Below are 22,329 nucleotides of genomic sequence, written 5' to 3'. Positions count from 1 at the left end.
AGTGACGCTGTGGCGTTGGACTTCCGTTTCACCGTTCGAATTCCCTTGGGGCGAGTCATGTCATCCGACGACGACAGAGACAGTTATTCCGGCGGCCGGGGCGGGCGGGAATCGTTCGATATCGGTAATGCTTTCCGTGATGGTCGAGCCGAGATTATGGGCCGCACCGAGGCGAACGGCTGGCAGAAGGAAGTACGGGTCCGGCTTCCCAATGGTGAATGGCGGAAGCTCGACATTGCAAAGATCAGAAACGGCATGGTCGAAAGGGGAGTCGAAAATAAGGTCGGTAAGCGAATAAAGCCATCGAAAGAGCTTTTCCGGCAGATAGAGAAGGATATTGTTCTGGCTCGCGACCTCCGTATTCCGATTGTCTGGGAGGTTTCCGGAAAGATTCCGAAGAGTGTGGCGGATGCGCTCGAGCGGGCCAATCGGGAAACGCGGGGACGTTTTACTCTCGTCAGGGTCAGCCGCGCTGAGCGCAATGCCGCATTCCAACGGGCGAAAGAATTGGCGCGTGACAAGGCCCGCGAGCAGAAACAAGCTCTGGCCCGTTACATGGAGCGGCTGAAACTGGCCCGTGAACGAAGCGAGCGGGCCAAGCAGCGGGAGCGCGATGAACGGGAAGCCCGTGCCCAAGAACGTGCCAGGGTTGAACGGGAAGCCGCGGAACGAGTGGCGCGAGAATTCACACCACCAGCGCAGCTGGTACGGGGCCGGGACGAGCCTGATGTGGCCGAGAAGGGCGGGCGCGAGGAACCTGACCCAGCCGAGAAGGCACGCCAGCGGGAACGAGAAGCGGCTATTGAGAAGGCGCGGCAGCAGCAGCGGGAGGCAGCGGACCGGCTCGCGGCTGTGGCACGGGAAGCGCGGGAAGCGGCAGGCACGGGGAAGGTTCTCGACATGTCCCGCGAGGTGGCGGATTTGCTGAGGGTCGCACGTCCCACGCCAGGTATTGAATCGCCGCATCGGGAGCCGCCAGAGGCAGGGTCGACTCGTGGCGGGCGGGAGGAGCGCGAGAGGGCGCGTGTGAAGGGTATTCCGCCGCGCTTTCCGGGTGAAAAGGGGTGAGGCTGCGGCAGAAGGGTGTACATGCCGCATGTGACCGAGCGGCACGCAAGAAAGGAGAAGAGGTGACCTGTGCACGCCAACCGTGGACGAAGCTCAGGAGACGGGTCCTCGAGGCGTTGAATGATGGTAAGGAACACTGGCCGGACGAACTTTACAAAAGCCTGGGTCTGTCCCGTCGAAATGGTGTGGTGTTGACGTTGACCTGGTTCCACAGGCACGGTTACGTCGAGCATAAACGCGCACCCGATGGTACTTCCGAATATGTCGTGGTAGGTGAGAACAAGACCGATTACATTTATCTGCTCACTGAAAAGGGTGGTGCAGCCGCCGGGAATCTTGATGCAGGTTACGACGTACTGAACCCCTGAGCACCGGCTCTAGAATTGGAGCGGCCCTGGCGGGTCAGTCCCCCTCGGGTGACCCACCAGGACCGCCGCCGTGGCTGCTCACGATCGGCTCAGAGTGGAAGCCCTCGTTATCAGGCACCTTCTTTCCTGCCAGCGTCTGGGAAGTTTTCCGGCGGGACGTATTCGTAGCCGAGCATCTTCAGCGCGGTCACGTAGCAGCCGTTGACGTACTCGGCGTTGCCGGGGTCGTAGCAGTCCAACAGTGTCATTCCGGCGCGTCGGCGCAGGTGGCCGCCGAGGACCGATCCCCATTCCGTCGCGGGGATGACCCCGACCTGTGCGTTCTGGAATGAGTCGGCCGGGGTGATCCACACGATGACGTACGAGCATGGTTGGCCGTCCACGTCGAACGGTTCGCCGAGTTTGAACACCTTCGCGTGCCCGATCAGGTTCATGCTTTCGATATGAGTGGTCGCGACCTTTGCCACGGTCTATGTCCTCTCTCTGATCCAGGCCCGGCCGACGCCGCCGTGTCCGCCCGCTGTCTGCCGTCCGATTCCGCCGATGGCTCCGCCGCCGCCTCCGCCGCCTCCGGGGTCGCCCCCGTTTCCCCCTGGTGTGCTCGAGTTGCCACCCGCTCCGCCGCCACCTCCGATGGGTAGGTATTCGGTGGTGGAGGACCCGTTGCCGCCCACTGGTTTTCCGCCCGGATTGGGGCCGCCGCCGCCTCCGCGGCCGGGTACGTAATCCGGGGTGGTGGGGATGCCTCCGCCTCGGCCTGAGCCAGCGCCGCCGCCCCCGCCACCGTTGGACACGCCGACCGGCTGCGCCGAGTTCTGTCCGCTCTCACTGACCGGGGTGTCGCCTTGGAAGTAGAACGCGCCACCGTCGCCGCCGGGCACGGTGCCCGATCCACCGGGGGCCGCCGATGCTGCGTTGGTTCGGCTTTGGCCTCCAGCGCCGCCGCCAGCGCGGTATTTCACGGTCGGGGTGCCCTGGGACGGGTCGGTGAAGTACAGGCACGTGTCCGCGCCCTTCTGCCCGCCCACGCCGGGCCCGCCGCCCTGGGGTGGTTGTTCACCGGTCCCGTTGCCGCCCATGGTGATCCAGATGCGGCGAATCCCATCGGGCCCGGCCGGAACGTCGCTGGCGTTGATCGTCACGTGGGACTCACCACCGCCACCGCCGCCCCCGCCGCCGTAGTTGGGGTTATTGAGACCGCCGTCCTTGCCGCCGCCTCCCCCGCCACCCGCGCCGATCATGATCACGTCAATCAAGTTCGTGGTCGGCTTCAATTCCACGAACCCGGAGAAGTACAGCGGTTGATATGCGCCGTTGATCGTCTGGACCACGCCGTCGACCGACTTTTTCAGGTTGTCGATCCGCGCCTCATGGTCCCCGAGGGTGGTCGTGTGATCGTCCACGGTTCCGGTGATCCAGCGGACGAATCCTTCGAGCCCACCGATTGCGGCTCCGACGATGGCTTTGATCAGGTTGTCGATCGCGGCCAAAATCCAGGACAGGAACCCTTGTTTCGTTGCGCCCCATTGCCCGAGCGTTGTGCTCAACAGGGTGTCGCGTACGGCGTCTATCTGGGCGTCGGTGGCGTCGCCGTTATCGAATCCCGCGCCGGGGATCGACTGCCCCCAATGCTCACCCCAATCTTTGCCCGCCCACGATCCTGCACCCGTATTCGAACCTGCCGGAGTCCATGATTGGTCGGGTGGTGACGGATAGGGCCCCGGCGTTGCGCCGTCGTGTGGCGATGTCACAAGCAACCCCCAATGGATGCACCAGAAAGCCCCCCGCCGATCACTCGGTGAGGGGCTATCGAGATACGAGCCGTGTTATCGGCTCAGCTGGGCGCGCAGCGCCATGATTTCCGTTCGCGCTTCCGCGAGATCTTTTTGTGTGCGGGTCAGTTCGCGTAACAGATCGTCCACTTGCTCTTTGAGAGCGGATATTTGGGCGATCAGCATTTCGTTGCGCTGGTCGTTGAGCGCGGCGGCTTCGGCTTCGATCTGCTGGCGGCGCTGAATCAGCTTCACGCGCAGGTTCCAGAAGAACGATCCGGCCGGGGCGAGTCGGGCCCAGATCAGCGAGACGGCGCCGGCCAAGCCTGCCGCGACGGTAGCCCAGAACAACACCGGGTGATCGTTGGGCCCGAGATCGCTCACGTGGGGGTTACTCCCTGATGCGGGGCCGAGCAGACAGGAACGGCGCGAACTGGTCGATGAGCTGATTCACCGCTGGTAGAGACAGAATCCTGGTGACCGCGGCGGCTACTGCGATCACCTGGGCCCCGACCACGGTGGTATCGAGATGTGCGGTTGCCAGCATGGTCGGGATCAGTGACAGTACCGCGACCGTGACCGCGAAGATTGTGCGGGCGGTGGCCCGCCAGCCGTGCTCGACCTGAGTTGGGTTAGTCATGATCAGTTGGCCTCCAGAGCGTTGAGGATGCGATCGAGCTTGGTGTTCAGCGCCGCCAGTTGCGCGTCCACGGTGGGTCGCCACTGCTCGATGTCGTACAGTTTCTTGTCGTTGTTGAGGGTGTAGCCGACGAGGGTGTCTCGGTAGTCCGAGCCCTCCACCCGTGAGGGGAACTGATAGGTGAGTTCCTGGCGGATGATGTCGGCGATCTCGGACAATGCTGTCTCCTCTCCATCAGGGGCCGAAAGGTTGGCTGTGTAGCCCTTCGGCGGAATCAAACTCGCGATCTGATCGAATGAGCACCAATACCCGAACGGGCGGAAACCGCTGTCCGCGATCCACACGGCACGATCGGCGGTGTCGTCAAACCCCATGATCGCGACATAGTGATAGACGGTGCCACCCGCATATGCCGGGCTGATCGAGCCCTTGACGCCGCGCGGGTAATTGTCCGGCGGGGCAACGATATTGGCGACGACGCCGTAACCGGCGTTGATCGACGCCACGATGTCATGCCACAGTTGCTCTGTCTCGTCCGCGCCGGGCGGGTCGTTCGGCATGTAGCGTTCGACGTATCCGCCGCCGGTGTACCGGTTGAGTACAGGGGTGATCAGGCCGACGTAATCGGTGCCGTTCCAGGTGGTTCCGATTTCGGCGGCCAGCTGAGCTTCCGGAACGTCGATACCTCTGGAGTTCAACACGATCTGTGTCGATGCGGGCCCGCACCAATATCCGGTTTCCTGCGGCACGGTGTTCCGGTCGTACGGCAATATATGTTCGCCCAAAGGCGTGTCCTCCCTTGTTGATTCGGTGAGGCGGTCATAGAGGGCCTGCGCGTCGGGTATCCGCTCGTCGTAGCGGTTCGGGTAGGCCGACTGTTGGATTTGCTGGGCGTACCAGCCGGGCGAGTGCGCGCCGGAGGTGTAGTCGAGCCGTGCCAGCGCGGCATAGAACAGTCCGGCCGAGCGGGCGGGGTCCATGCGATCGGCCGGACCGCCCCACCATCGGGGGCGCTGCTGGAACAGGCCCGAGGAGTCGTAGTCGGTACTCAGCGCGTCGTGTGGGTAGGCCAGCGTCTCGGGATCGGCCGGGTTGGCGTACATGGTCAGGTTGGATTCGACCAGCGCCACCGCCAGGGCGATGACGATGCCCTCGGGCGCGATCCCCCGCCGCTGTCCTTCGGCGATGATCGCCCGTGCGTAGGTGTCTCTGTCCGCCACGATTTCCCCCCTTTCATTCCTGTTGTGGCTGGTGGTTTTTCCATAGCTCGGTGTAGGCGTGGATCACGGATGCTCGGTTTCGGCCGCACATCTCCCGCGTGATCACCCGTGCCCGCTCGCTGGCCTCGGCGCGGCGGAGGTGGTCGATCACTGCCGCGTCGTCGTGTGCAGAGGGATCGAAAACCGTTGGCGGCTCGATGAATCCGCCGCGTCGCGGCAGATCGGCCGGTGGGAGGTTCGGGGTGTCGGCCGCAACGAAGCGCACCAGGTTGTTGAGGGTGTGGGATTGCCCGTGGGCTGGGGGCTGGACCTTCTTGGTCGCCAGCTCGGGATGCCAGCGAAAGCCCAACTCCCAGAACCATTGCGACAGTTCCTCTTGCACATCCGATTGCACGAGCAGCGGTGTCGAGCCCTTGAACGGCAGGGCGACGAATGCCCACTTGAACGCTTTCCGCGGATTCGATGGATCGCAGTTCTCCACGGTCGGATACGTCACTTTAAAGAACTCCTTGCATCTGGAGAACGCTGGCAAGCTGACTCAACCGTTCCCACGCCCCCAATATCGGGTCGGTGGCCCGTTTGCTGCCTAGCGTGATATCCCATGTTGCGGCGGTTTCCGGTTTCACGGTGAGTTTGATCGAACTCACTCGTTGAATGAAGATCTGACCGGGAGAGACGCCGAGCGGCGCGACGCCGACTCGATCGCCCAGGAAGAAATGGCCCAATCCGTTCTGGCCGATTCGCCAGGGCGACGAGTCTGCCACGGTGACTTTCACGTCCAATTCCTCGTCGGTATCGAGGAATCCTTTCCGCATGGCCAGTACGCCGGAGATCGAATAGATGTTCTCCGACCCCTCGGCATAGTCTTCCCAGAGAAACGAGTCGCCGAGTCGGTCTTTCCGGTCGGTGCTCTCCCATTTTCCCCAGGCGAGCAAGGTGTCTTCGACGAAGGGGGTCAAAGCGATTTCGAGCGTGCCGCCAAGTGGTGGCAGGCCCGGAATCATGGCCGTGAGATCACCCAGGGCGGAAATGGACGCCCGCAGCGCCTCATTCACGCCCATCATGGAATGACCACCGCCAACGATGTTCGTGACGGTCGGAGGCCGCCACGTTATCTCGGACGTTTGAATTCCGGTGTGCTTCGATTCCCGGAATACGACGGCCGGGGCGCGTGGCACTGTTCCTTTGAATAGTCCGGGAGTCGTGTACTCGGGGACAAGGTTCGGGTCGATCGTCGTTTCTTCGATCGCGCCGTTCATCCCGTTGGGCAGGAACTTCTGAATGCTGTAGGTGAGGCCTTCCAGGATGTTTCCGCCCGCCGCTGTCCCGGTCGACCACGCCGAGCGGTCTTTCAGATCCACGATCAATGCACCGTGTTTCACGACGCATTTATTGGGGTCGCCGCCGATGAATGCGCCCGGCCATGGTTCGGGATCGCCTTTGAGCCAGCGCCGCAGATCCCAGCTCAATTGTGCGTCCTCGACCAATGTCTTGGTCGCGTCATAGGCGGACTGAAACCGCGAGAACAGCAACCCGGTGACCGAGGTGTCGGGTTCGATCTGCGGTTTGACCACCATGTTCCAGCTCCGCAGATCCAACCCCTTGATCGGATCAAGCCAATGCTCGAAATCCAGCGGGTTGTCCGGAATCCGGAACGGGCTGGCGTTGAGCCGGAGCAGATTCAGAAACATCGTGATCTTGATGATGGAAATCGCTTGTCCCCAGAGCAGCCAGTAGCGGGGCACCTGAATTTGTGCCGGGAGGACTGGGTTACTCCAGAATCGCAGCCGACGGACGAACTCGAAATCGTGCTTGAATGTCGCGCGAACGAATTTCCGGCCCGTGTCGTCTTTGATGATGCTGCATTCCGACAGCACCCCCGACCAGCGGGCCCCGTCGTGGTCGACGGTCACGAACGCATTCAGATCCTTGTATCGGCCGTACGGGTTGGGGCCATCGGTCCATGTCCCGTCAAGCCGCTTCACGCGCGGGTTGGTGCCCTTGACCTCGACGTTGGTCAGCCACCGCGACAGGTAGTAGTCGTGCGGCATCTCCAGTACTCCGATACCGGTGTCGCCGTCGATGAATTCCCACGTTGATTCGTCGTAGCGGGTGACCCTGCCGCGGAGCCGCCATCGACCATCCCACAATCGAATGAACGGCGGATACGTCCTGCGTCGTTTCGCTCGCCGCTTCTTCTCGGTCACTTGCCGGTAGGCGGATTCGAAATCGAGAGTCGTTATCACGCTCACTCGAGCCCCCACGGTCGTGACCAGGGGCGAGGAATACGCACCTGTATGCCCATGCCTTCCTCGGCGCCGGCCACGGTCACCGGTAATTCGGTGAGCGGGGTGCGGGGCGGGATCGGGAACAGGAAACAGCGGCCCTCGAATCGCATCCACGGTTCGGTGTCGATGTTCGAGGTCAGCTGTTCTTCGCCCTCGTCGGTGTCGACCACCAGTTGTTCACGCGGTTGCAGCGGCGGCAACGGCACCGCCCGATGGTCCAAGTCCTCATTCGGGAACACCGCGCGGAGTGCGTCGGCGCGGTCGGAGCCGAACGAGAAATCCGGGAGCACCCAGATGGTTCCAGCCTTCGACGGGTGTGCTTGGCACACGTATTTCGGCCACACTTCGACATCGGTCGGATTCTCGACTACGAGAATGCCTTTCGGGTCGCCCTGATAAATCCACTGATAGGTGTAGTCGGTTGCCTCGTACCAGCGCGGGTCACCCGCCGCGCACGTCATTACGATGTGACCGTAATCGTCGGTGAACGGATCGAAATCCGGGGCGAACGTCGGAGTCTCCGACAGCCGCAGTTTCAGGTATCTCCGTGATCCCGCGGTTTCGATCCAGAGCGTTGAATCCTTCTCATAGGACCAGGCTTTGCGCCACCGTGAATCGTTCTGTTTCCATGTTCCTTGTGCGTTGCCGACGATCTCGATACCGAGAACGACATCGCGTTTGTGGACTTTGATTCCGCCGAAGTCTGCGCCGATCTGGTAGACATGGCTCCGCCAAATCGTCTCGGTAGGCTCGTCGTAGATGCCCTCAGGGCGTGCACCGAGGAAGACGCCTTTATCCCCTGCGCCTTCCCCATGCAGCGTGAACCATTCGCCGTTGCAGCCTTCGAGCTGGATACGCAGCTCGCTAATGGGTTACCTCCGTGCGAAGCTCATGGCTTGGCGGCGCTGCTCGAGCTGCCACACCGCCATGGCTTCTTTGAAATCACTCACGTTGAATGTCACGTTCGGACGGGACTCCAGCACGGCACGCAAATCGTCGAGCGTCACGGTCGCGGCCGGTGCCGGGGCGAACCCATCGGCGAACTGCCGCAACTGATGCGGGCTGTTGAAAATCGGCTCAGGCTTGCGCGACAGGTTCACCGCTACCCCGCCCGGTTCCAGCCATCCGCCCGAGTCGAACACCTTCGCCTGCCCGGCCCGTAGCCGTGTTACCCAATCCGGCACACCAGCAGCGGGATTGAAGCCGAGCTGATTGTCGATGTCGGCGCGGCTGAAGGTGGAAACCGAGTTCGCGGCTTCTATCGACTTGTCGGCCACGTCCCACCATCGCGACGAACCGAGGTCGAACGGCAGCTGTGCTTTCGCGGCGTCGATGCCGATATCGAGCATCTTGTGCGCGTAATCCTTCAACGACTTGGGCGCGCCCTGGTCGTCGGCCTGCGGGCCCTTGCGGCGGGCGTCCTCGGCCTCCTGCAACGCGATATCCGCATCCATCCGATCCAGCTCCGAAGAGGTTGGGTCGGCATAGATTTCGTTGCGCCGCTTGTTCGCCTCCGCCCACGCGCGTTCAAGCTTCAGATACTCCTTATCGGTGTCGGAGTACCGATGCGGAATCCGCGGTGCCTGTGGCGCGGGTGTCTTCTCCCCACCCGTGCTCGCCGAGTAGGCGCTACCGATACCCGTCCCGCCGTCGCCCTGGGCTTGTTCCGCCCACCCCGCGACGGCTTCATTGGGCAAGTGGTACTTGAAGGGGAACTGAGTAGCCTCGGCCCCGGCCCGGCCGCCGTCGATGCCGGAGGTGCCGTGTGCGCCGCCGGATTCGGCGGGGTGACCGGCGATGGTGACGGCCATGTGCTCTGGGCTGGCCCCGACCCGGAACAGAGTGCCGCTGGGTCCGAGACCTTGCTGTAGGCCAGCGGTCGCCCCTTCGATCAGCGTGCCCGTGGTGTAGAGCCGCTGATGCGTGTCGGACAGGCCCATGGTGACCGATTGCAGGTATCCGGCCCACCCAGAGCAGTCATAGCCGTCCGGGCCCGTCCCACCCCACAGATACGGCAACCCGTCGGCCTCGGCCGCCGCCGCCAACGCATCGCGGATACCGCGCGGCAGGCCGACCGCGCCACCGGCCGCGAACGCCAGCTCCCCGCGCCGCGCCAACGCCCGCATCCGATACACCCCGGCATGCCCGCCCATCGCGGCCACTTCCTCGGCGGTAAGGACATGCTCACCGTTGGACAGCATCGCCGGAATCAGATCGTCAGTCGGTCCACCGGACCCAACGACAGGACCGCCACCCGCATGCCCGATACCGAAAAAGCCCGCGACCGACCCGACAACATCGCCGCCGACCTGCTTGGCCTTATCGATAAATCCGGTCACGCCGTCGATCGCTTTTCCGACCCATTCAACGACCGACTTGAATTTGTCGGCAAGGCCCTGCACATCCTCGCTCGCCGCGTGAATAACAGGGGACAGGATGCTGATCGCCGTCTTGGCCGAATCGATCGCCGTCGAGATCGCCCACAACACGGCCTTGAACGCTTCCCACGCCGCCGCACCGACAACTTCGAGGACCGGTTTCAGCGCATTCCACACGTCAACCAGGACCGGCTGCAGGACGGTCCACAGCTCTTGCAGCCGAGACCAAATCTGCTGAAAACGCTCCGAGACCGCCGCCGCTTCGCCGGACTGCTGAAACGCCGTCCAGAAATTGCGCACATAATCGATCAGCGGGCCGATCTTCTCCGACAGTCCACTGAAAAATTGCGAGATCCGCTCAACCGTGGGCCGGGCCGCCTGCCCGATCTGCGACATAAGTCCGGAGATCTTCGGGCCGACCGCATCCACCCATTCCGTGACTTTCTGGATCGCGGGTGTCAGCCGATCGAACAGCGGCGCCAGCACAGTTGCCCCGAGCCGCCCTAAACCGGCTTGCAAATTGTTCCAGCTGCCTTGCAGGGTTTTGCCCATTTGAGCGGCGACGCCGCCCATATGTTCCGACATGATCTGCTGGAACCGGGCCGCATCCACCTGGCCCTTGGAAACCATGTCCGACATGGCCGCCGCGGTCTTGCCGTAGGATTGTGCGAGCCACGACAGGACGGGAATTCCGCGTTCCTGTAGCTGGGCCAGCTCGTCGCCCTGCAACTTGCCTGTCGCTTGGACTTTGTTGAAAATTGCGCCCATCTCGTTGAGATCGGCATTCGCGAACGCGGCAGCATCACCCACGAGAGTGAGGTACTTGGTAAGGTCGTCGCCTTCTTTGATTCCCGCCGCGAGCGCCGTAGCCGCTACCTTCGCGGCGTCACCCAATCCGAACGCGGTCCCTAGGACCGCTTTGTTGGCGGAATCCATGATTCCGACGATGGACTGAGCACTGTAGCCGAGCGCCTTGAATTTGGCGTTCGCCTGATCCAACGCATTCAGCCGGTCGAACCCCTTGGTCAGCGCCGTTCCGAGCACAGCCGCCACCCCGGCCGCCGCGACCCCGACCCCGGCCTTGAGCGCGGTGCCCGCGACCGATGCGAACCGGCCGCCCCAGTTGCGGCCCGCCGTATCTGCGTGGCGTTCGGCCAGCCTGCCGCCCTGGGCCACCGCCCCGGCGATCTGGCCGGGCATCCCGTTCGTGTTGGCCGACACCGACACATAGACGCTGGCGATTTCGATGCTCACGAATCGCGCCCCCTCTTACATCGCCGCCCGCAATCGCGCCAGCACATCGCGGATTTCATCCAGCCCGAAACCGTCGCCCGTCCCGGCGTCGGTGGCCGATTCGGTCGGGCGTGCGATCGGTGTCGGCTTGTCCCCCTGGCCACCGCTGCGCTGCCAATTCGCACCTTGCAGCGCGTAGAGAATCATCGACAGGAAATCAAGATCAGCCGTCCAAAACCACGATCGCGGATACCGGGCCCGGTACAGCGCAGAGTCCGGGGTCGGCGGCAAATGTGCCACCAAGACGCCGAACTCATGCCACGACAAGCGCGCGGTGCCGATATCCGACAGCCGAAACCCGCGCTCCAGCAGGTCGAATTCGATCGGCCCCGAATACTGGTCGATCAGGATTCGGAGCCCTGCAATTCCCCCATGCTCACCGCGGACGCATCTGCCCATGCCTTCGACAACGCGCCGATCTGATCAATACTCAGATCCTCGACCGCCTCGGCCGCCTCCGGGCATTCGATCGCGATCAGGCCCCGCGTCAGCGACGCCTCATCCATCTTGGATTCGATACCCGCCTGAATGAACTTCGCGCCCTGCCCAGACAAATACTGAAGAAACGGCACCGAATACACCTTGCCACCATCGGCCAACCGGAACGCGAAACGATTCTGACGCTTCGAACCAGCCGACCGCGGAACAGTAAACACAGCCAACGGAAAACAATCACCTTTCGGAATAGCGGCTGAGATGCGAGGGGATCAGGCAGCCTGTTTCTGTTTCGGCGGAGTAGGCTCGGCAGGCCGCCCGACGTACTCCTTGACGAAATCCCCGTCTTTATCTTCGAAACACTCGATCGTGATCGGGTATTTCACGATATCGTCGCTGACCTGTTTCACGTCCCCGATTTCGGTGACCTGGCCGATGCCGATCACCTGGCGGCGCAGCTTCTTTCCTTCGACCGTGTCGATAACCCACGAGTACTTTTCGAGCGGTTGCTTCTTGTGGCTGAAGGAAAATCCACCATCGGGCAGAGGGGTGATCTTCGTGCCGAACACGGTTTCGAGCACGCTTTCCCGAAGTGACTCGATGAGTTCGAGTTTCACGGTCTCGGTGTAGTCGTCCTGCGGAGTGGCAACAGTGGCCGCGCCGAAGTCCTTCACCTTCTTGACGCTGCGATCGATCGAGTTGGTGAAACCGGCGTCACTCACCCCGCCCAGGTCCGCGAAATCGGTTGCCTTGATCTCGTCTTTGGCGTTCGCTGGAAGCGTCACCGGGTCGTCGGTGGTCTTCACCGATCGGAAGATGACACCCTTCGCGCTCGGCGAAGGCACATACACATTCTTGACATCGGTAGCCAAACCGATTGCTCCTCAATAGATTTCAGGAATTCACAGCGATACCCATCCGCAGCGCCAGCACCCACCGGTCTTGCTCCGGAACATCGGGGTGCGGCACGTGCGCGGGCCCGCCGATCTCTTCAACTCGCGTGATCCACGCCCTGCCACCGCCGTAGTCGACGTAGGAACCGCGCGCCGACCACACCGCCGACCACACCGCGTACGCCAGGCCCTCGGCGTCGTCGCTGTCCCAGCACTCGAGCCGGAATTGCGGCCCGTCCACCGCCTCGTTGACCATCGGCCCGCCCGTCCGGTCCACGAGCACGAACCGCGCTGGACGCTGGGCCCCTAGCTCGTTCACCACCGGGACGCCGAGAGCCGACCGCAACAACACGATCATGACCCGTGTCGCGGGTTTTCTAGCGGCCACGGTCCACCGCCCGAAGCAACGGGCTCCCAACCGCGTTCTTGTACATGGCTTTCGGGTCGGCCGTGGTGATCGACAGCCGCCAGCGGCCTTGCGGCTTCTTTTCGCCTTGCTGGCTGTAGATCTCGTATTCGCCGCCCTCGGCTTCTGCGGCGGCCTTGATCCGTTCGGCCCGCTCGGTCAGATCCACCACCAGGCCCGGCGCTTTGCGCAGCTTGTAGAAGCCCTCGATGTTCCACTTGATCACCGGTTTGGGCATCTCAGCCGTCCCCTCTTCGCAGATTCACCACTACCCCCGGCGCGAACCCGAACGGGCCGTGCGTGTAGTCCTCGGCGTACCCGATCACCTGATAGTCCTGCCCGGCCAGCCGCACCCGGTCGCGTGGCTTCACCGAAAACGTTGGGGGAGCGAACAATTCGACATCCACCACCAGTCGGTCATAGCCCGCGGTCTTCGGCTCCCGTGTTTGCGGCGGCCCCCACCCGTACACCGGTTCGGCCTCCGGTCTCGGTGTCCATTCCGTGATCAGCCGCCCAGCCTCGTTGTGCCGCTCCGAATAGTCCGACACCAACGCCAGATAGGGAGTCGGCAGCATCAATCCCACCCACACCCGGCCGGGCCCGACCCGTTCACCCAGGCCGACCCGAACGGCCGGGCCCGCAAGGCGTCGGCCGGGGTGGTGTCGACTGTGAACGCCTTCGACTTGCCCCGGCCCTGGTTGCACAGCTTCACCAGGTCGTTGATCTCCGACGGCCAGAACATCGCCCGCCGTACCGGGCGGGTGTCGATGGTCTGGGAATACGGCCCGGCCGACTGCTGGGTAACCGCGCCAGTGCCGTAGTCGGCCCACCGCACCACCGCGCCCCGGATGATGGCCTTCGCCGCCCGATACCGAGGGTCGGATTTCGGCATGTCCGCCACACACGGGGCCACCGATTCCGCTGTCGCCGTGGCGTCCTCGATCATGAGAGCGGCCTTATCGGCCGTCAGATTCGGCGCGAACGGCCGAAGATCCTCGATCGTCAATTCGATACCCATGCACCGCCCCCACACTCGCGGGTGAGACACGAACCGGTCTCACCCGAGAACCCCTGAAAAGTCGGCCTCTATGCGGCCTTGCCGCCGCTCGCCGGGGCGGGCAGCTTCACCGGGGTCGGCTTGCCGAAAATGTTGGCCAGCGGCAGGATTTCCCGGCCCGCCCGGTCGATCGGCTTGGCCACGGTCACACCCACCCGGAACACACACCGCAGCGCCTTCGCGTCCTGCGTCATCAGGTTCAAGACCACTTTGCCGGTCTCGTCGGTAATCACACCCTCACGAAACAATTCGAAGCTGACGTCCTGGCGGATACCGACGAACACCTTGGACCAGTCACCGGCAAGGATCTGCGACCGCGCCGGATTCCACGAACCGGTCAGCGTCTCGCCGGTCGGCAGACCGTAGATCGTCGCGGGAGTCGCGGCAGTGGCGGACTGATAGATCGGGTTACCTACCGCGTCGCGTTCCTTGGCCATGGCCCAGCCCAGGCCCGGCCGGGAGATGAACCCGGTCACGGGCACGCCGTGTTCACCCAGCTGCTCACCCGCATCCGCGATCGCCGCCGCGTAGTCGGAGAACTTCGAAGCATCCACCTGGTAGGCATTGCCCGCACCGATCAAGCCGCCCTTGAGATTCCAGCTCTTGGGCACCCGGACACCGAAAATGCCCGCCTCGTCCAGCCGCTTCGCCACCGCTTCGGCCATCAACGGCTGCGCCGACTCCCACAAAGGGATAGCCGAATCATCGACCAGCGCATCGGGAATCGGCACGATGACCGCAATCTCTTCGGCGGTCATGCTCAGCGGCTTCCAACCCATGCTGGAGGTTGATTTCAGGCCATCGGCCGGGTTGGCGTCCTTGCCGTCGAAACCGGGCTCGGATGCCCCCGAACTGGGCGTGTCCTCGAGTTCGGTGCCGCCGACGAAATCGGCCTCGGGTAGCGACGCCAGGATGGGCTGATGGTAGGTCTTGCTCGACATCGGCACCGTCCGGGCCCGCGACAACAGCGCCGAGGACTGGGTAGCGGTCTGAATTACATCGCGGACCACCTGGACCGGGACAACTGTCTGCGCGTCGTTGGTCGGACGGCCGACAATCTTGTTGTACGCCAAAGCATTCCCCTCGTTTTGGGCATAAGAAATCCCCGGCCGACCGAACGGTCCGGGGTCGTTAGATGTATAAATTCTGCTGTGTATCAGCGCATCAGCGCCGACAGCCAATCGCCACCGGTCGCGGTGTCGGTCGCGGTCTGCCCCTGCATCGGATCGGGCTCCGGGCCACGCGGTCCGCTGCGATCACCGAACAGGCCCACCAGCACGGCAGCATGAGCCCGCAGCTCCTCCTCGGAGCCACCGGCCAGCGCCTCGGCAGGCAAACCATGGTCACGGGCGATATCGCCCCGCAACACGGCAAGCTCGGCCTTGGCTGCTCGCGCCTCGGCCTCCTGGGCCCGCTGCTCGGCCTTGTCGAGATCGGCGGCCTTGCGCTTGAACTCGCCGTAATCGGCGTACTTCGCCCGCTCCCGCGCGATATGTTCGGCCACAATCTCATTCAGTCGTTCTGGCGTGGTGATCGGCGTGAACTCCTCACGCGCCTCGGTTGCCGCTGCTGTCTTGGTCGTCTTGGTCTCGGCCTCGGTGTCGGTCACCTCAGCGCACATCCTTTCCGCTTGCTGCTCAACATGAAATCCGTCCCTTCCACCGCTGGACGGTTCCCAGTGGACCCGGTGGACATAGCCCAGCGGGCGTAGACTGGAAGTAATCCGGACACGACGACACCCACTTCCGCGTGCTGCCACACCGGCACCACCGTTAAGGAGGATCGGTCATGTCGACACTGTTTGGGCGTGCTCGCCGCGCCCGCCGCGACAACACCCCCAGTCCTCAGCCCGCCGACCAGCGTGAGGTTTCGGCTAACCAGCCGCAGGCGGAAACCGTCCCGCCGACGCCGCAACCCACCCCCGAAAACGAGACGGGCGCACCGGCACCCACCGCACCCACTCCGGCACGCCGTGCCGGGAAAACCCCTGTAGCACGGACCCGAGTCAGCGTTACCTGGGTCGCGACGACTGTCGCCGTGCTTGTGCTCGTGTTTCTGCTGATCTTCATCCTGCAGAACCTCACCCGCGTCCACCTGACTTATCTCGGTGTCTCGGGGTATCTGCCGATCGGTGTGGCCATGCTTCTCGCCGCTGTCGCGGGGGCATTGTCGATCGCGTTGATCGGCACCGCTCGTATCCTGCAACTGCGACACACCGCACACCGCAGCCAGCGCCGGTAGCCGCCATTCAAGCCCTGTACACGAGGACCGCGTCTGGGCGGGAAAACGTCATGGCTTCAGCAACTCTCGATACGCGGCCATGATCGCTTTGGGATCGCCGGAACCGGCCGCCTCGCGCGCATCCCGATATTCCTGTTCCCACTGCTCCATATAGGACGGGGGTTCATACGAGCGGCCCGGCCGCACGGCCACCGCCAAACAGCGGCAGTTGTCGTGATACCGCTTGCCGTTCTCGGTCACCAACCGGCCCGTGTCCCCGACCCGTTCGCGCACCAGGCGGCCCGAATACACGGCGTGCCGGGTGGCCAGCATCCGGCACCATGGGCACGCGGTCGCCGACGCTGTGCGGGCCCACCGTGTTCCGGGCTCGTCATCGGCCGCGCGGACAACGGTGTCCCGCGACGCCCCGAACACCACCCGTTGCGCCGATCCGATCAACAGTTCCAGCGCCCTGTCCTGCGTCGTCGCCCAGGCCGCCGACGCCTGTAGCTGCTCCACAGGCGCGGGCGTGGCCGGCGCCGCTGTGTAGGGCAGCTCAGGGGCTAAATCGTCGTACCAGAGAGCGGAGGTCTCCGCCGCCGTCACCGCCCACGGGGTCACGATCTCCGGGTACGCCTCGATCACCAACGCCCGTCCCGCCGCCGTATCGGTCCCGGCCGCCCGGTCGAACAGTTCGCCCAGTTCCCCGGCCATCACCGTGGTCATGTCATCCAGGACGCTGCGTAGCTCGCTGGCGGCTTCCACTGGGTTCACGCGGCCTCAGCCATAGGTGTGGGGTTCTGTGCTGTCTGGGCGACGTTCGGGGCCGCCTGTGCCTTGGCCTGCGCCGCGTTCCGCAACCCGTCCAGAAGACCACCCACCCGCGCACGCCGCTTGTCGGCCTCCACTTGCTGTTGCTCCATGGGGGACAGGCCGATCCGGTCATAGGTCACCGCGGAGTCAGACGGAAGGATCTGCGCCGCCGTCAGCTTGACCGCCTCATCGGCCGCCGCACTCCTGGTAGGTGTCGCGGCGTCGCGCCACTTCAGCCACACGTTCCCCGCATAGTCGGGCGGTACCTTACGGTCACGCACCAGCAGCGCCAGCAACCCGACCTCGAGCCAGGCCCGCCCGAACATGGTCTGTCGGCGCTCGGCCCGTTTGATCAGCCGCGACTCCATCGCCCGGATAGCGTCAGCGCTCGACGCCTGATCCGACGCAAATCCGAGATACATGGGCGGGATCGCTGATTCGGCCGAGATGAGCTGAGCCAGCCCCCGAAGGTGCTCCAGATACGGGCCCGGCTGCCCCTGCGGAAACTGCCCCACCTTCGGCTCGGCATCCGGGTTGTCCTCATCCGCCCGCACCGCCAAGAACCGGCCAATGATCGCCTCCCACCCGGTCACCACCGTGCCATCGGCGCGGGTGAACTGATCCGCCGACAGGTTCGTTCCCCACCTCTGCGGAGCCGAGTAGAACTCGCGGTTCATCTCCATGGCCATCAACGTCCGCACCGCCGAATCAGTGTGTGAACGCACAGCTTTCGAGATCTCCGAACGACCGAACTGCATCGACGCACGCGGGCGATTCACCAACTGCGCTACCAGCACCCGCCCAAGTCCGTGCATGTCCCGATGCACGATCAGCCACCGACCATAGGGCCGATCTTTCGCCAGGTAGATCGTCTGATCCGGCATATACAGCCGCGCCGACACGTAGTCGTTGGCGTCCTCGTCCCAATATCGCGACATTGCCGACGAGAGCCGACGTGTGCGGAAATCCCGGATACCCGACATGTACAGCGGGGACTCGACCGTAATCAGTGGATCGGGCTCGCCTTCGAAACCCCGTCCCACACAGACGAACCCGGTCCCAAAGATCAGCGCATCGAGATGGGCCATACCCGAATCCGAGTCGAGCTGATTGGCACGGTAGATCTCTTTCAACCCGTAGTCGTCGGCCCCGGCCTGCACCCAGCCCTGCCAGTCCAGCCGCTCATCCAGCACATCGACCACGGTTCCCGCCCACCCGGCAACCGTGCGCAGCTTCGCCGCGACCTCGTACGGCACAGAGATACCCAGCGTCTCGACACGCTTCTCCCCCTCGTAATACGCCTCTTTCAGGCGATTGGTGCCCCTGTGCTTGTCGATCAGGAACTCGAGGCGCTGGAACAGCCGCAGCTCGTCCTCACTCAACGAATCCAGTTGCAGCAGTTCACCCATTCACATCACCACCGCTTCCGTCCTCCGTCGCACACGGCGCTTCGGCCGGGCGTTGATGAACCCGAACAGCGCCACCGTGGCCGAAACCACCGGTGTCACATCCGAATCCGCGTTCCGCCGCCCCCACGCCCACATATCCCCCACAAGCCGTTTCCGCGCCGCCTCGATCGCGGTCGTGAAGATCGGTTGATCCACATGACGCAGCGCCCCCGACATCACGTAGTCGTAGAACAGCGCACACGCCGTCGCGTACTCAGGAAGCGTCGTCTTATGAACCGGCACATCCAGCGCCGCCAGCTCCGGCACCAGCGACGCCGCCGGGCCGTCCACCACCACGCACACCGGAGACCACACCGCAACCATCCGACGCAGCTCCGCCGCCACCCAATCCGTACCTTTCCGGTTGTGCGTGACCTCGACATGAAACAGCCCGTCCGCCCGGACACCGGCAATCGCAATCGACGCCATCGACCGATCCGGCGAAATGTCGACACCGATCGCGATTGGATCAAGCACCTGAGAAGCGCCGTCAGAGACCAGACGCCACGAACCGGCGTCGATAACCGCGCTGCTGACCGCCGCCGACCACATGCCGCCGCGTTCCCTCGCGAAACCCTCATCCGAGTACGCGGATCGGTCCTCGGCGAGTTCGTCCCACCCGAGCCGATACCCGAGCGCGGGATTGGCTTGCGCCCACGCTTCGGGGTCGTCCAGATCTGCGCCCTCGGGCATCGCCCATTCCAGCCACGATGCGCGCATCGCACGCCCGGACAGGCATTCGTCCCGGAATCGTGTGAACACTTCCGAGTTCATGATCTCGCTCGGCGGTGTCCCCGCGAAAATCAATTGTCGGTTACCGAGCGGGGCCGCCGCCGTGGTCGGGCCCAACGCTTCCAGCGCTTCCGATGAACATTCCTGCGCTTCATCGAACAGGACCACGTCGACCGTTAGGCCGCGCCCGCTGCCCTTACTGCGTGCCAGGATTTGAAGACTGCCACCGTCGCGCAGTCGGATCATTTCCAGCCCGTTCGCAGTGCGGATCTTCTCGACCACGCCCGAAAGTTCGGGGAAACGCTCGTCTTCGAAGAACGACAACAAACGTTGGAAGAACGCACGCGCGGTCTTTGTCGAATGCGCCGTGAAGAGAATCCGCTCACCGAGCAAGCACATTCCCACCAAGGCCCGAGCCTCGAGCAATGCCGATTTGCCGCACTGCCGAGGTACCGACAGCCCACAGCGTGAGTGCGAATACTTTCCGCCCCGACCGAACGACAGCCAGGACCGGAACACAAGTTCCTGCCAGGGGTCCAATCGCAGGCCATAGCGGGCCATGAATTTGATGCCCACCTTGGCCGGCTCCAGATTCCCCAAATCCTCGACTCGGCGTAATGGAGTCTGGCAGCCGTACGCCTTCTTACTCCGCAGATCCCCCGTCGTCGTCTTCAGTCTGGCCGATAAGGGATGCGAACTCTTCTCGGAAGCTATCAATATCGGTAGCCTCCCTCTTCGGCGGCTCCAACTCCGCAATCTCCCGCGACAAATCAGAGATCTGTTTCGCATACTGCGGAATCACGCCGGGCGATGCCTCCTCCATGGAAGCGATAAGTCGATTGAGAAGCGCTTTCAACGTCTTCAGCCGATCACCCGACGCCGCAGCGGCGGCAAGCTCACTCACCGTGAATCCCTCCCCCTCTAAGCGGCGAACATCCACAACTGCTCATAATCGACAGTCGGGGGAATCCGCGGAATCATCTGCTCACCAACCCAATGCGTATACGCCGGAGGGATCGCCTCCCGCAATCCATTCCGCGACATCCAATCGATACCCATAGCGGCCTTGGCCCTCTCGGTACCGATGAAATTGCCGACCGGCTGAATGACCTCCCCCGGCTTCGACACCCGCCCCATCTGCGTAACAGTCAAGTGGTGCGGGCGGTGCTCAGGCACTCGAAGCGGAAAGTTCGTCTCGAACAACCGGTGCCGATACACCTGCAACCCGTAGAACATCGAACCACACAGCATCCCAGCGTCATACAGCCCCGCACCCGGCACGTTCTCGATCACCCAGCACCGCGACCCCGCCAGCCGCTCGAACGCAGCACGCACCGGTCCCACCAGATCCACGAACTGTTTCCCACCGAGGTTGCGGGCCTTCGAATACAGCTGACACGGTGGCGACGCATGGAAGCTCTCGAACTCCTGATGCCGCTGCTCCAGAAACTCGAGCGCATCCGCACGATGGAACTCGAACGGATACCTGGGCTGATCCTCGATATCCACCCCGACCACTTCGAACCCGGCGAGGTGGTAACCCATCCCAGCCCCACCTTGCTTGCAAAAAAGATCCAACAGGCGCGGTTTCCGCACGAACCACCCCCATAAGCCCGCCTGCCGAACCCCGGATCCCCCTCCCCCAGTCTCGCGAAGAATTGGCCCGTATGCCTGAGGGCAGGCCGAAAAGACCCCTGAGGGGGTACATGCGGGGTCAAATCGGCTCGATCGACAAATTTCGAGTTCGAACGCCGATTTGACGGATTATTCCGAGGAATGCCCGATTGTATCGAATTGGGCGTTCAGTGCAGTAGCTTATATGCGTTTCCGCATTTGCTTCGTATGATACGTTTATCCGCTACCAGGTGTCCTAGGTGTCTTCCCAGTGGCCTTGGGTCGTTGAATCCCATTATCTGCCGTAGCTCAGTGGAGTCTATGACGGCTACTCCGTTGTGAGCATTTTTGGTGAGTGTTTCCAGGATGGCTTGACAGCGGTTGTCTCTGCTGATCAATGTGTTTGTCTTCCTGATGGCTTCCGCAGGTGACTGGCTGCCTAGTCTAGTGCAGGGTGTACGACAATCTGTCAGCCATGTGGTTTGACCTGCGTGTTTTCTACCATTGCCGACTTGTCGGGAGTAGGTTCAGTTCGGTCACGTCGGTGTTGCCTCGTCGGCTGTTGCAGCTGCGGTGTGCTGCTCGCAGTTCTCCGAGTAGGCGACCGCCTTTAGATAATGGGTCGATGTGATCGGCGGTCCATGACTCGGGGTGTTCGGGCGGTAGTGTTCTGTCGATCTCGTTACCGCACAACCAGCAGGTAGAGGACTCTTTTCGGAGCTTATTTTTAGCTCTCCGATAGGCTCGATGATCCAAGCCTTTCCGTTTACTGGGCATCAAGAACCTATATTCCGGTCCGTGGTCTCTCCGGGTTTGCCGAATGCATACTGTGGGCTACAGTTGTGTGCGGTAGATCAGGCGTGTGCCATCGGGAGGGTGAAGAATGAATAGCGCTTCTGGAGAAGCTTCAAAGAATAAATGGGAAGCCATCCAGCACGCGGTAGGTGTGAATTTTGTCGAGATCAGTGGTTGGATAGCAACAGCCTTGGCGTCAGCGTGGTTCTGGACTGCCAAGCGGCCGAGTATCAACGATCTTCCCACTGAGTCTCCGCTGATGTGGGCAGCCCGCACACTGAAGAGTCTCGGCATTAATGAACATTGGACGAGTGGTGCCGACGCATGGCTAGGTGCTCGACCGGCGATGTTCTGGGTGTTAGTCGTCGTAGCGGTATTGGCGTCAGGTCGGGCGCTTAAAGGCCCGCGAGCAGTCGGAAACATTGCTACAGTAGCATTGCTCGCTGCAATGAGCATTCATTCCGTCGAAGCGGTAGGCGGAGCATATCTCGGGATCTCTTTAGGCATGTGCCTGATTGCTATAACAGTGGACAGATTGCAGCTGAGGTCGCCGAATTCGCCTTACATCTCTTACCCTCGTCTGTCACTCTATCTGTGGGTGTTCGGTACAGATCACTCGTTCGGGCCACTTCTGGCAGTATTTATGTGGGCCGCTGCGCCGATTGTTCCCATCTATATGGCGATCCGTCAATACAGAATCGAGGGCCCGTCTACGTTGGAGAAAACGTCTTCTATGGAGACAGTACACGCTCTACCGAGCGTTCCGCTATCGACCGTTCCGGCCAATTCGGCTCTATTGTTTCTGGCAGAGGCAATCTTGATGAGTGCGGACAACGATTCTCGACGTGCGGCCTTGCGTGATATCCGGTACCGTGTCACTCGAGCTGTC

General features: G+C 62.8%; 27 protein-coding genes. 3 read left to right on the top strand and 24 right to left on the bottom strand.

Features of this window, described 5'->3' with window-relative positions:
- Positions 1-9 precede the first annotated feature (9 nt).
- Both IU452_RS33705 and IU452_RS33700 read left to right on the top strand, forming a co-directional pair.
- On the top strand, positions 10-1,068 hold the full coding sequence (locus IU452_RS33705; RefSeq protein WP_195113281.1) for a hypothetical protein: 1,059 nt from the start codon (positions 10-12) through the stop codon (positions 1,066-1,068).
- A 62-nt stretch (positions 1,069-1,130) separates the two neighbouring features.
- Positions 1,131-1,436, top strand: coding sequence for a hypothetical protein (locus tag IU452_RS33700; RefSeq protein WP_195113280.1), 306 nt, complete (start codon positions 1,131-1,133; stop codon positions 1,434-1,436).
- Between the two features lie 110 nt (positions 1,437-1,546).
- Here the strand turns inward: IU452_RS33700 and IU452_RS33695 are convergent, their stop codons facing one another.
- From IU452_RS33695 to IU452_RS33610, 18 genes are all read right to left on the bottom strand, one after another.
- Positions 1,547-1,903, bottom strand: coding sequence for a hypothetical protein (locus IU452_RS33695; protein ID WP_195113279.1), 357 nt, complete (start codon positions 1,901-1,903; stop codon positions 1,547-1,549).
- Between the two features lie 3 nt (positions 1,904-1,906).
- Positions 1,907-3,187 (bottom strand): hypothetical protein, encoded by a 1,281-nt coding sequence (locus tag IU452_RS33690; RefSeq protein WP_195113278.1) that lies wholly within the window; start codon positions 3,185-3,187, stop codon positions 1,907-1,909.
- 75 nt (positions 3,188-3,262) lie between these two features.
- Positions 3,263-3,592, bottom strand: a complete 330-nt coding sequence (locus IU452_RS33685; RefSeq protein WP_195113277.1) for a hypothetical protein — start codon at positions 3,590-3,592, stop codon at positions 3,263-3,265.
- A 7-nt stretch (positions 3,593-3,599) separates the two neighbouring features.
- Positions 3,600-3,848: a hypothetical protein gene (locus IU452_RS33680; protein WP_195113276.1), complete on the bottom strand. Its 249-nt coding sequence runs from the start codon at positions 3,846-3,848 to the stop codon at positions 3,600-3,602.
- Positions 3,849-3,850: 2 nt separating this feature from the next.
- A complete protein-coding gene (locus IU452_RS33675) occupies positions 3,851-5,068 on the bottom strand; it encodes a C39 family peptidase (protein WP_324192986.1) in 1,218 nt (405 codons plus the stop codon).
- Positions 5,069-5,081: 13 nt separating this feature from the next.
- Positions 5,082-5,564, bottom strand: coding sequence for a phage gene 29 protein family protein (locus IU452_RS33670; RefSeq protein ID WP_195113275.1), 483 nt, complete (start codon positions 5,562-5,564; stop codon positions 5,082-5,084).
- 1 nt (position 5,565) lies between these two features.
- Positions 5,566-7,275, bottom strand: coding sequence for a phage tail protein (locus tag IU452_RS33665; protein ID WP_195113274.1), 1,710 nt, complete (start codon positions 7,273-7,275; stop codon positions 5,566-5,568).
- 41 nt (positions 7,276-7,316) lie between these two features.
- Positions 7,317-7,817, bottom strand: a complete 501-nt coding sequence (locus tag IU452_RS33660; protein WP_195113273.1) for a hypothetical protein — start codon at positions 7,815-7,817, stop codon at positions 7,317-7,319.
- 411 nt (positions 7,818-8,228) lie between these two features.
- Entirely contained in the window at positions 8,229-10,988 is a 2,760-nt protein-coding gene (locus tag IU452_RS33655; protein WP_195113272.1) for a tape measure protein, read from the bottom strand.
- Between the two features lie 15 nt (positions 10,989-11,003).
- The gene (locus IU452_RS33650; protein WP_195113271.1) at positions 11,004-11,258 is read right to left on the bottom strand and encodes a hypothetical protein; all 255 of its coding nucleotides are present in this window, start codon (positions 11,256-11,258) and stop codon (positions 11,004-11,006) included.
- Positions 11,259-11,371: 113 nt separating this feature from the next.
- A complete protein-coding gene (locus tag IU452_RS33645) occupies positions 11,372-11,599 on the bottom strand; it encodes a hypothetical protein (protein ID WP_195113270.1) in 228 nt (75 codons plus the stop codon).
- Positions 11,600-11,734: 135 nt separating this feature from the next.
- Positions 11,735-12,334 carry a hypothetical protein gene (locus tag IU452_RS33640; protein ID WP_195113269.1) on the bottom strand — a complete coding sequence of 200 codons (600 nt, stop codon included), beginning with the start codon at positions 12,332-12,334 and terminating at the stop codon, positions 11,735-11,737.
- A 22-nt stretch (positions 12,335-12,356) separates the two neighbouring features.
- Positions 12,357-12,713, bottom strand: a complete 357-nt coding sequence (locus IU452_RS33635) for a hypothetical protein (RefSeq protein WP_195113268.1) — start codon at positions 12,711-12,713, stop codon at positions 12,357-12,359.
- 19 nt (positions 12,714-12,732) lie between these two features.
- Positions 12,733-12,999, bottom strand: coding sequence for a hypothetical protein (locus tag IU452_RS33630; RefSeq protein WP_195113267.1), 267 nt, complete (start codon positions 12,997-12,999; stop codon positions 12,733-12,735).
- Position 13,000: 1 nt separating this feature from the next.
- Positions 13,001-13,336, bottom strand: a complete 336-nt coding sequence (locus IU452_RS33625) for a hypothetical protein (protein WP_195113266.1) — start codon at positions 13,334-13,336, stop codon at positions 13,001-13,003.
- Positions 13,336-13,779 carry a hypothetical protein gene (locus IU452_RS33620; RefSeq protein WP_195113265.1) on the bottom strand — a complete coding sequence of 148 codons (444 nt, stop codon included), beginning with the start codon at positions 13,777-13,779 and terminating at the stop codon, positions 13,336-13,338. Before IU452_RS33620 ends, IU452_RS33625 begins: the two co-directional genes overlap by 1 nt.
- Positions 13,780-13,847: 68 nt before the next feature.
- Positions 13,848-14,891 (bottom strand): phage major capsid protein, encoded by a 1,044-nt coding sequence (locus tag IU452_RS33615; RefSeq protein ID WP_195113264.1) that lies wholly within the window; start codon positions 14,889-14,891, stop codon positions 13,848-13,850.
- Between the two features lie 83 nt (positions 14,892-14,974).
- Positions 14,975-15,427 (bottom strand): hypothetical protein, encoded by a 453-nt coding sequence (locus IU452_RS33610; RefSeq protein ID WP_195113263.1) that lies wholly within the window; start codon positions 15,425-15,427, stop codon positions 14,975-14,977.
- 179 nt (positions 15,428-15,606) lie between these two features.
- Between IU452_RS33610 and IU452_RS33605 the strand changes: the two genes are divergently transcribed.
- Positions 15,607-16,059, top strand: a complete 453-nt coding sequence (locus IU452_RS33605; RefSeq protein ID WP_195113262.1) for a lipopolysaccharide assembly protein LapA domain-containing protein — start codon at positions 15,607-15,609, stop codon at positions 16,057-16,059.
- 48 nt (positions 16,060-16,107) lie between these two features.
- On the opposite strand, the gene IU452_RS33600 is transcribed toward IU452_RS33605, so the two are convergent.
- The 6 genes from IU452_RS33600 to IU452_RS39705 all read right to left on the bottom strand — a co-directional run bounded on the left by IU452_RS33600 (position 16,108) and on the right by IU452_RS39705 (position 21,422).
- Entirely contained in the window at positions 16,108-16,812 is a 705-nt protein-coding gene (locus IU452_RS33600; protein ID WP_195113261.1) for a hypothetical protein, read from the bottom strand.
- Positions 16,809-18,260: a phage portal protein gene (locus IU452_RS33595; RefSeq protein WP_195113260.1), complete on the bottom strand. Its 1,452-nt coding sequence runs from the start codon at positions 18,258-18,260 to the stop codon at positions 16,809-16,811. Before IU452_RS33595 ends, IU452_RS33600 begins: the two co-directional genes overlap by 4 nt.
- Positions 18,261-19,631: a terminase large subunit domain-containing protein gene (locus IU452_RS33590; RefSeq protein WP_195113259.1), complete on the bottom strand. Its 1,371-nt coding sequence runs from the start codon at positions 19,629-19,631 to the stop codon at positions 18,261-18,263.
- 43 nt (positions 19,632-19,674) lie between these two features.
- On the bottom strand, positions 19,675-19,935 hold the full coding sequence (locus IU452_RS33585) for a hypothetical protein (RefSeq protein WP_195113258.1): 261 nt from the start codon (positions 19,933-19,935) through the stop codon (positions 19,675-19,677).
- Between the two features lie 17 nt (positions 19,936-19,952).
- Complete coding sequence (locus tag IU452_RS33580) at positions 19,953-20,576, bottom strand: DNA methylase (protein ID WP_228819199.1); 624 nt, start codon at positions 20,574-20,576, stop codon at positions 19,953-19,955.
- 567 nt (positions 20,577-21,143) lie between these two features.
- Positions 21,144-21,422 (bottom strand): HNH endonuclease, encoded by a 279-nt coding sequence (locus tag IU452_RS39705; RefSeq protein WP_416382394.1) that lies wholly within the window; start codon positions 21,420-21,422, stop codon positions 21,144-21,146.
- Between the last annotated feature and the right edge of the window lie 907 nt (positions 21,423-22,329).

The organism is Nocardia transvalensis, from assembly GCF_015477765.1.
Lineage (GTDB): Bacteria > Actinomycetota > Actinomycetes > Mycobacteriales > Mycobacteriaceae > Nocardia > Nocardia transvalensis_A.
The sequence above is the reverse complement of the archived record's forward strand: the minus strand, read 5'-3'. Positions and strand labels throughout refer to the sequence as shown.

Coding starts and splice junctions, on each gene's coding strand:
- IU452_RS33680 (WP_195113276.1), bottom strand. CDS start 3,848: ATGACTAACCCAACTCAGGTCGAGCACGGCTGGCGGGCCACCGCCCGC.
- IU452_RS33660 (WP_195113273.1), bottom strand. CDS start 7,817: ATGACGTGCGCGGCGGGTGACCCGCGCTGGTACGAGGCAACCGACTAC.
- IU452_RS33635 (WP_195113268.1), bottom strand. CDS start 12,713: ATGATCGTGTTGTTGCGGTCGGCTCTCGGCGTCCCGGTGGTGAACGAG.
- IU452_RS33630 (WP_195113267.1), bottom strand. CDS start 12,999: ATGCCCAAACCGGTGATCAAGTGGAACATCGAGGGCTTCTACAAGCTG.
- IU452_RS33625 (WP_195113266.1), bottom strand. CDS start 13,336: ATGCTGCCGACTCCCTATCTGGCGTTGGTGTCGGACTATTCGGAGCGG.
- IU452_RS33620 (WP_195113265.1), bottom strand. CDS start 13,779: ATGGGTATCGAATTGACGATCGAGGATCTTCGGCCGTTCGCGCCGAAT.
- IU452_RS33605 (WP_195113262.1), top strand. CDS start 15,607: ATGTCGACACTGTTTGGGCGTGCTCGCCGCGCCCGCCGCGACAACACC.
- IU452_RS33595 (WP_195113260.1), bottom strand. CDS start 18,260: ATGGGTGAACTGCTGCAACTGGATTCGTTGAGTGAGGACGAGCTGCGG.
- IU452_RS33580 (WP_228819199.1), bottom strand. CDS start 20,576: ATGGGTTACCACCTCGCCGGGTTCGAAGTGGTCGGGGTGGATATCGAG.
- IU452_RS39705 (WP_416382394.1), bottom strand. CDS start 21,422: ATGCCCAGTAAACGGAAAGGCTTGGATCATCGAGCCTATCGGAGAGCT.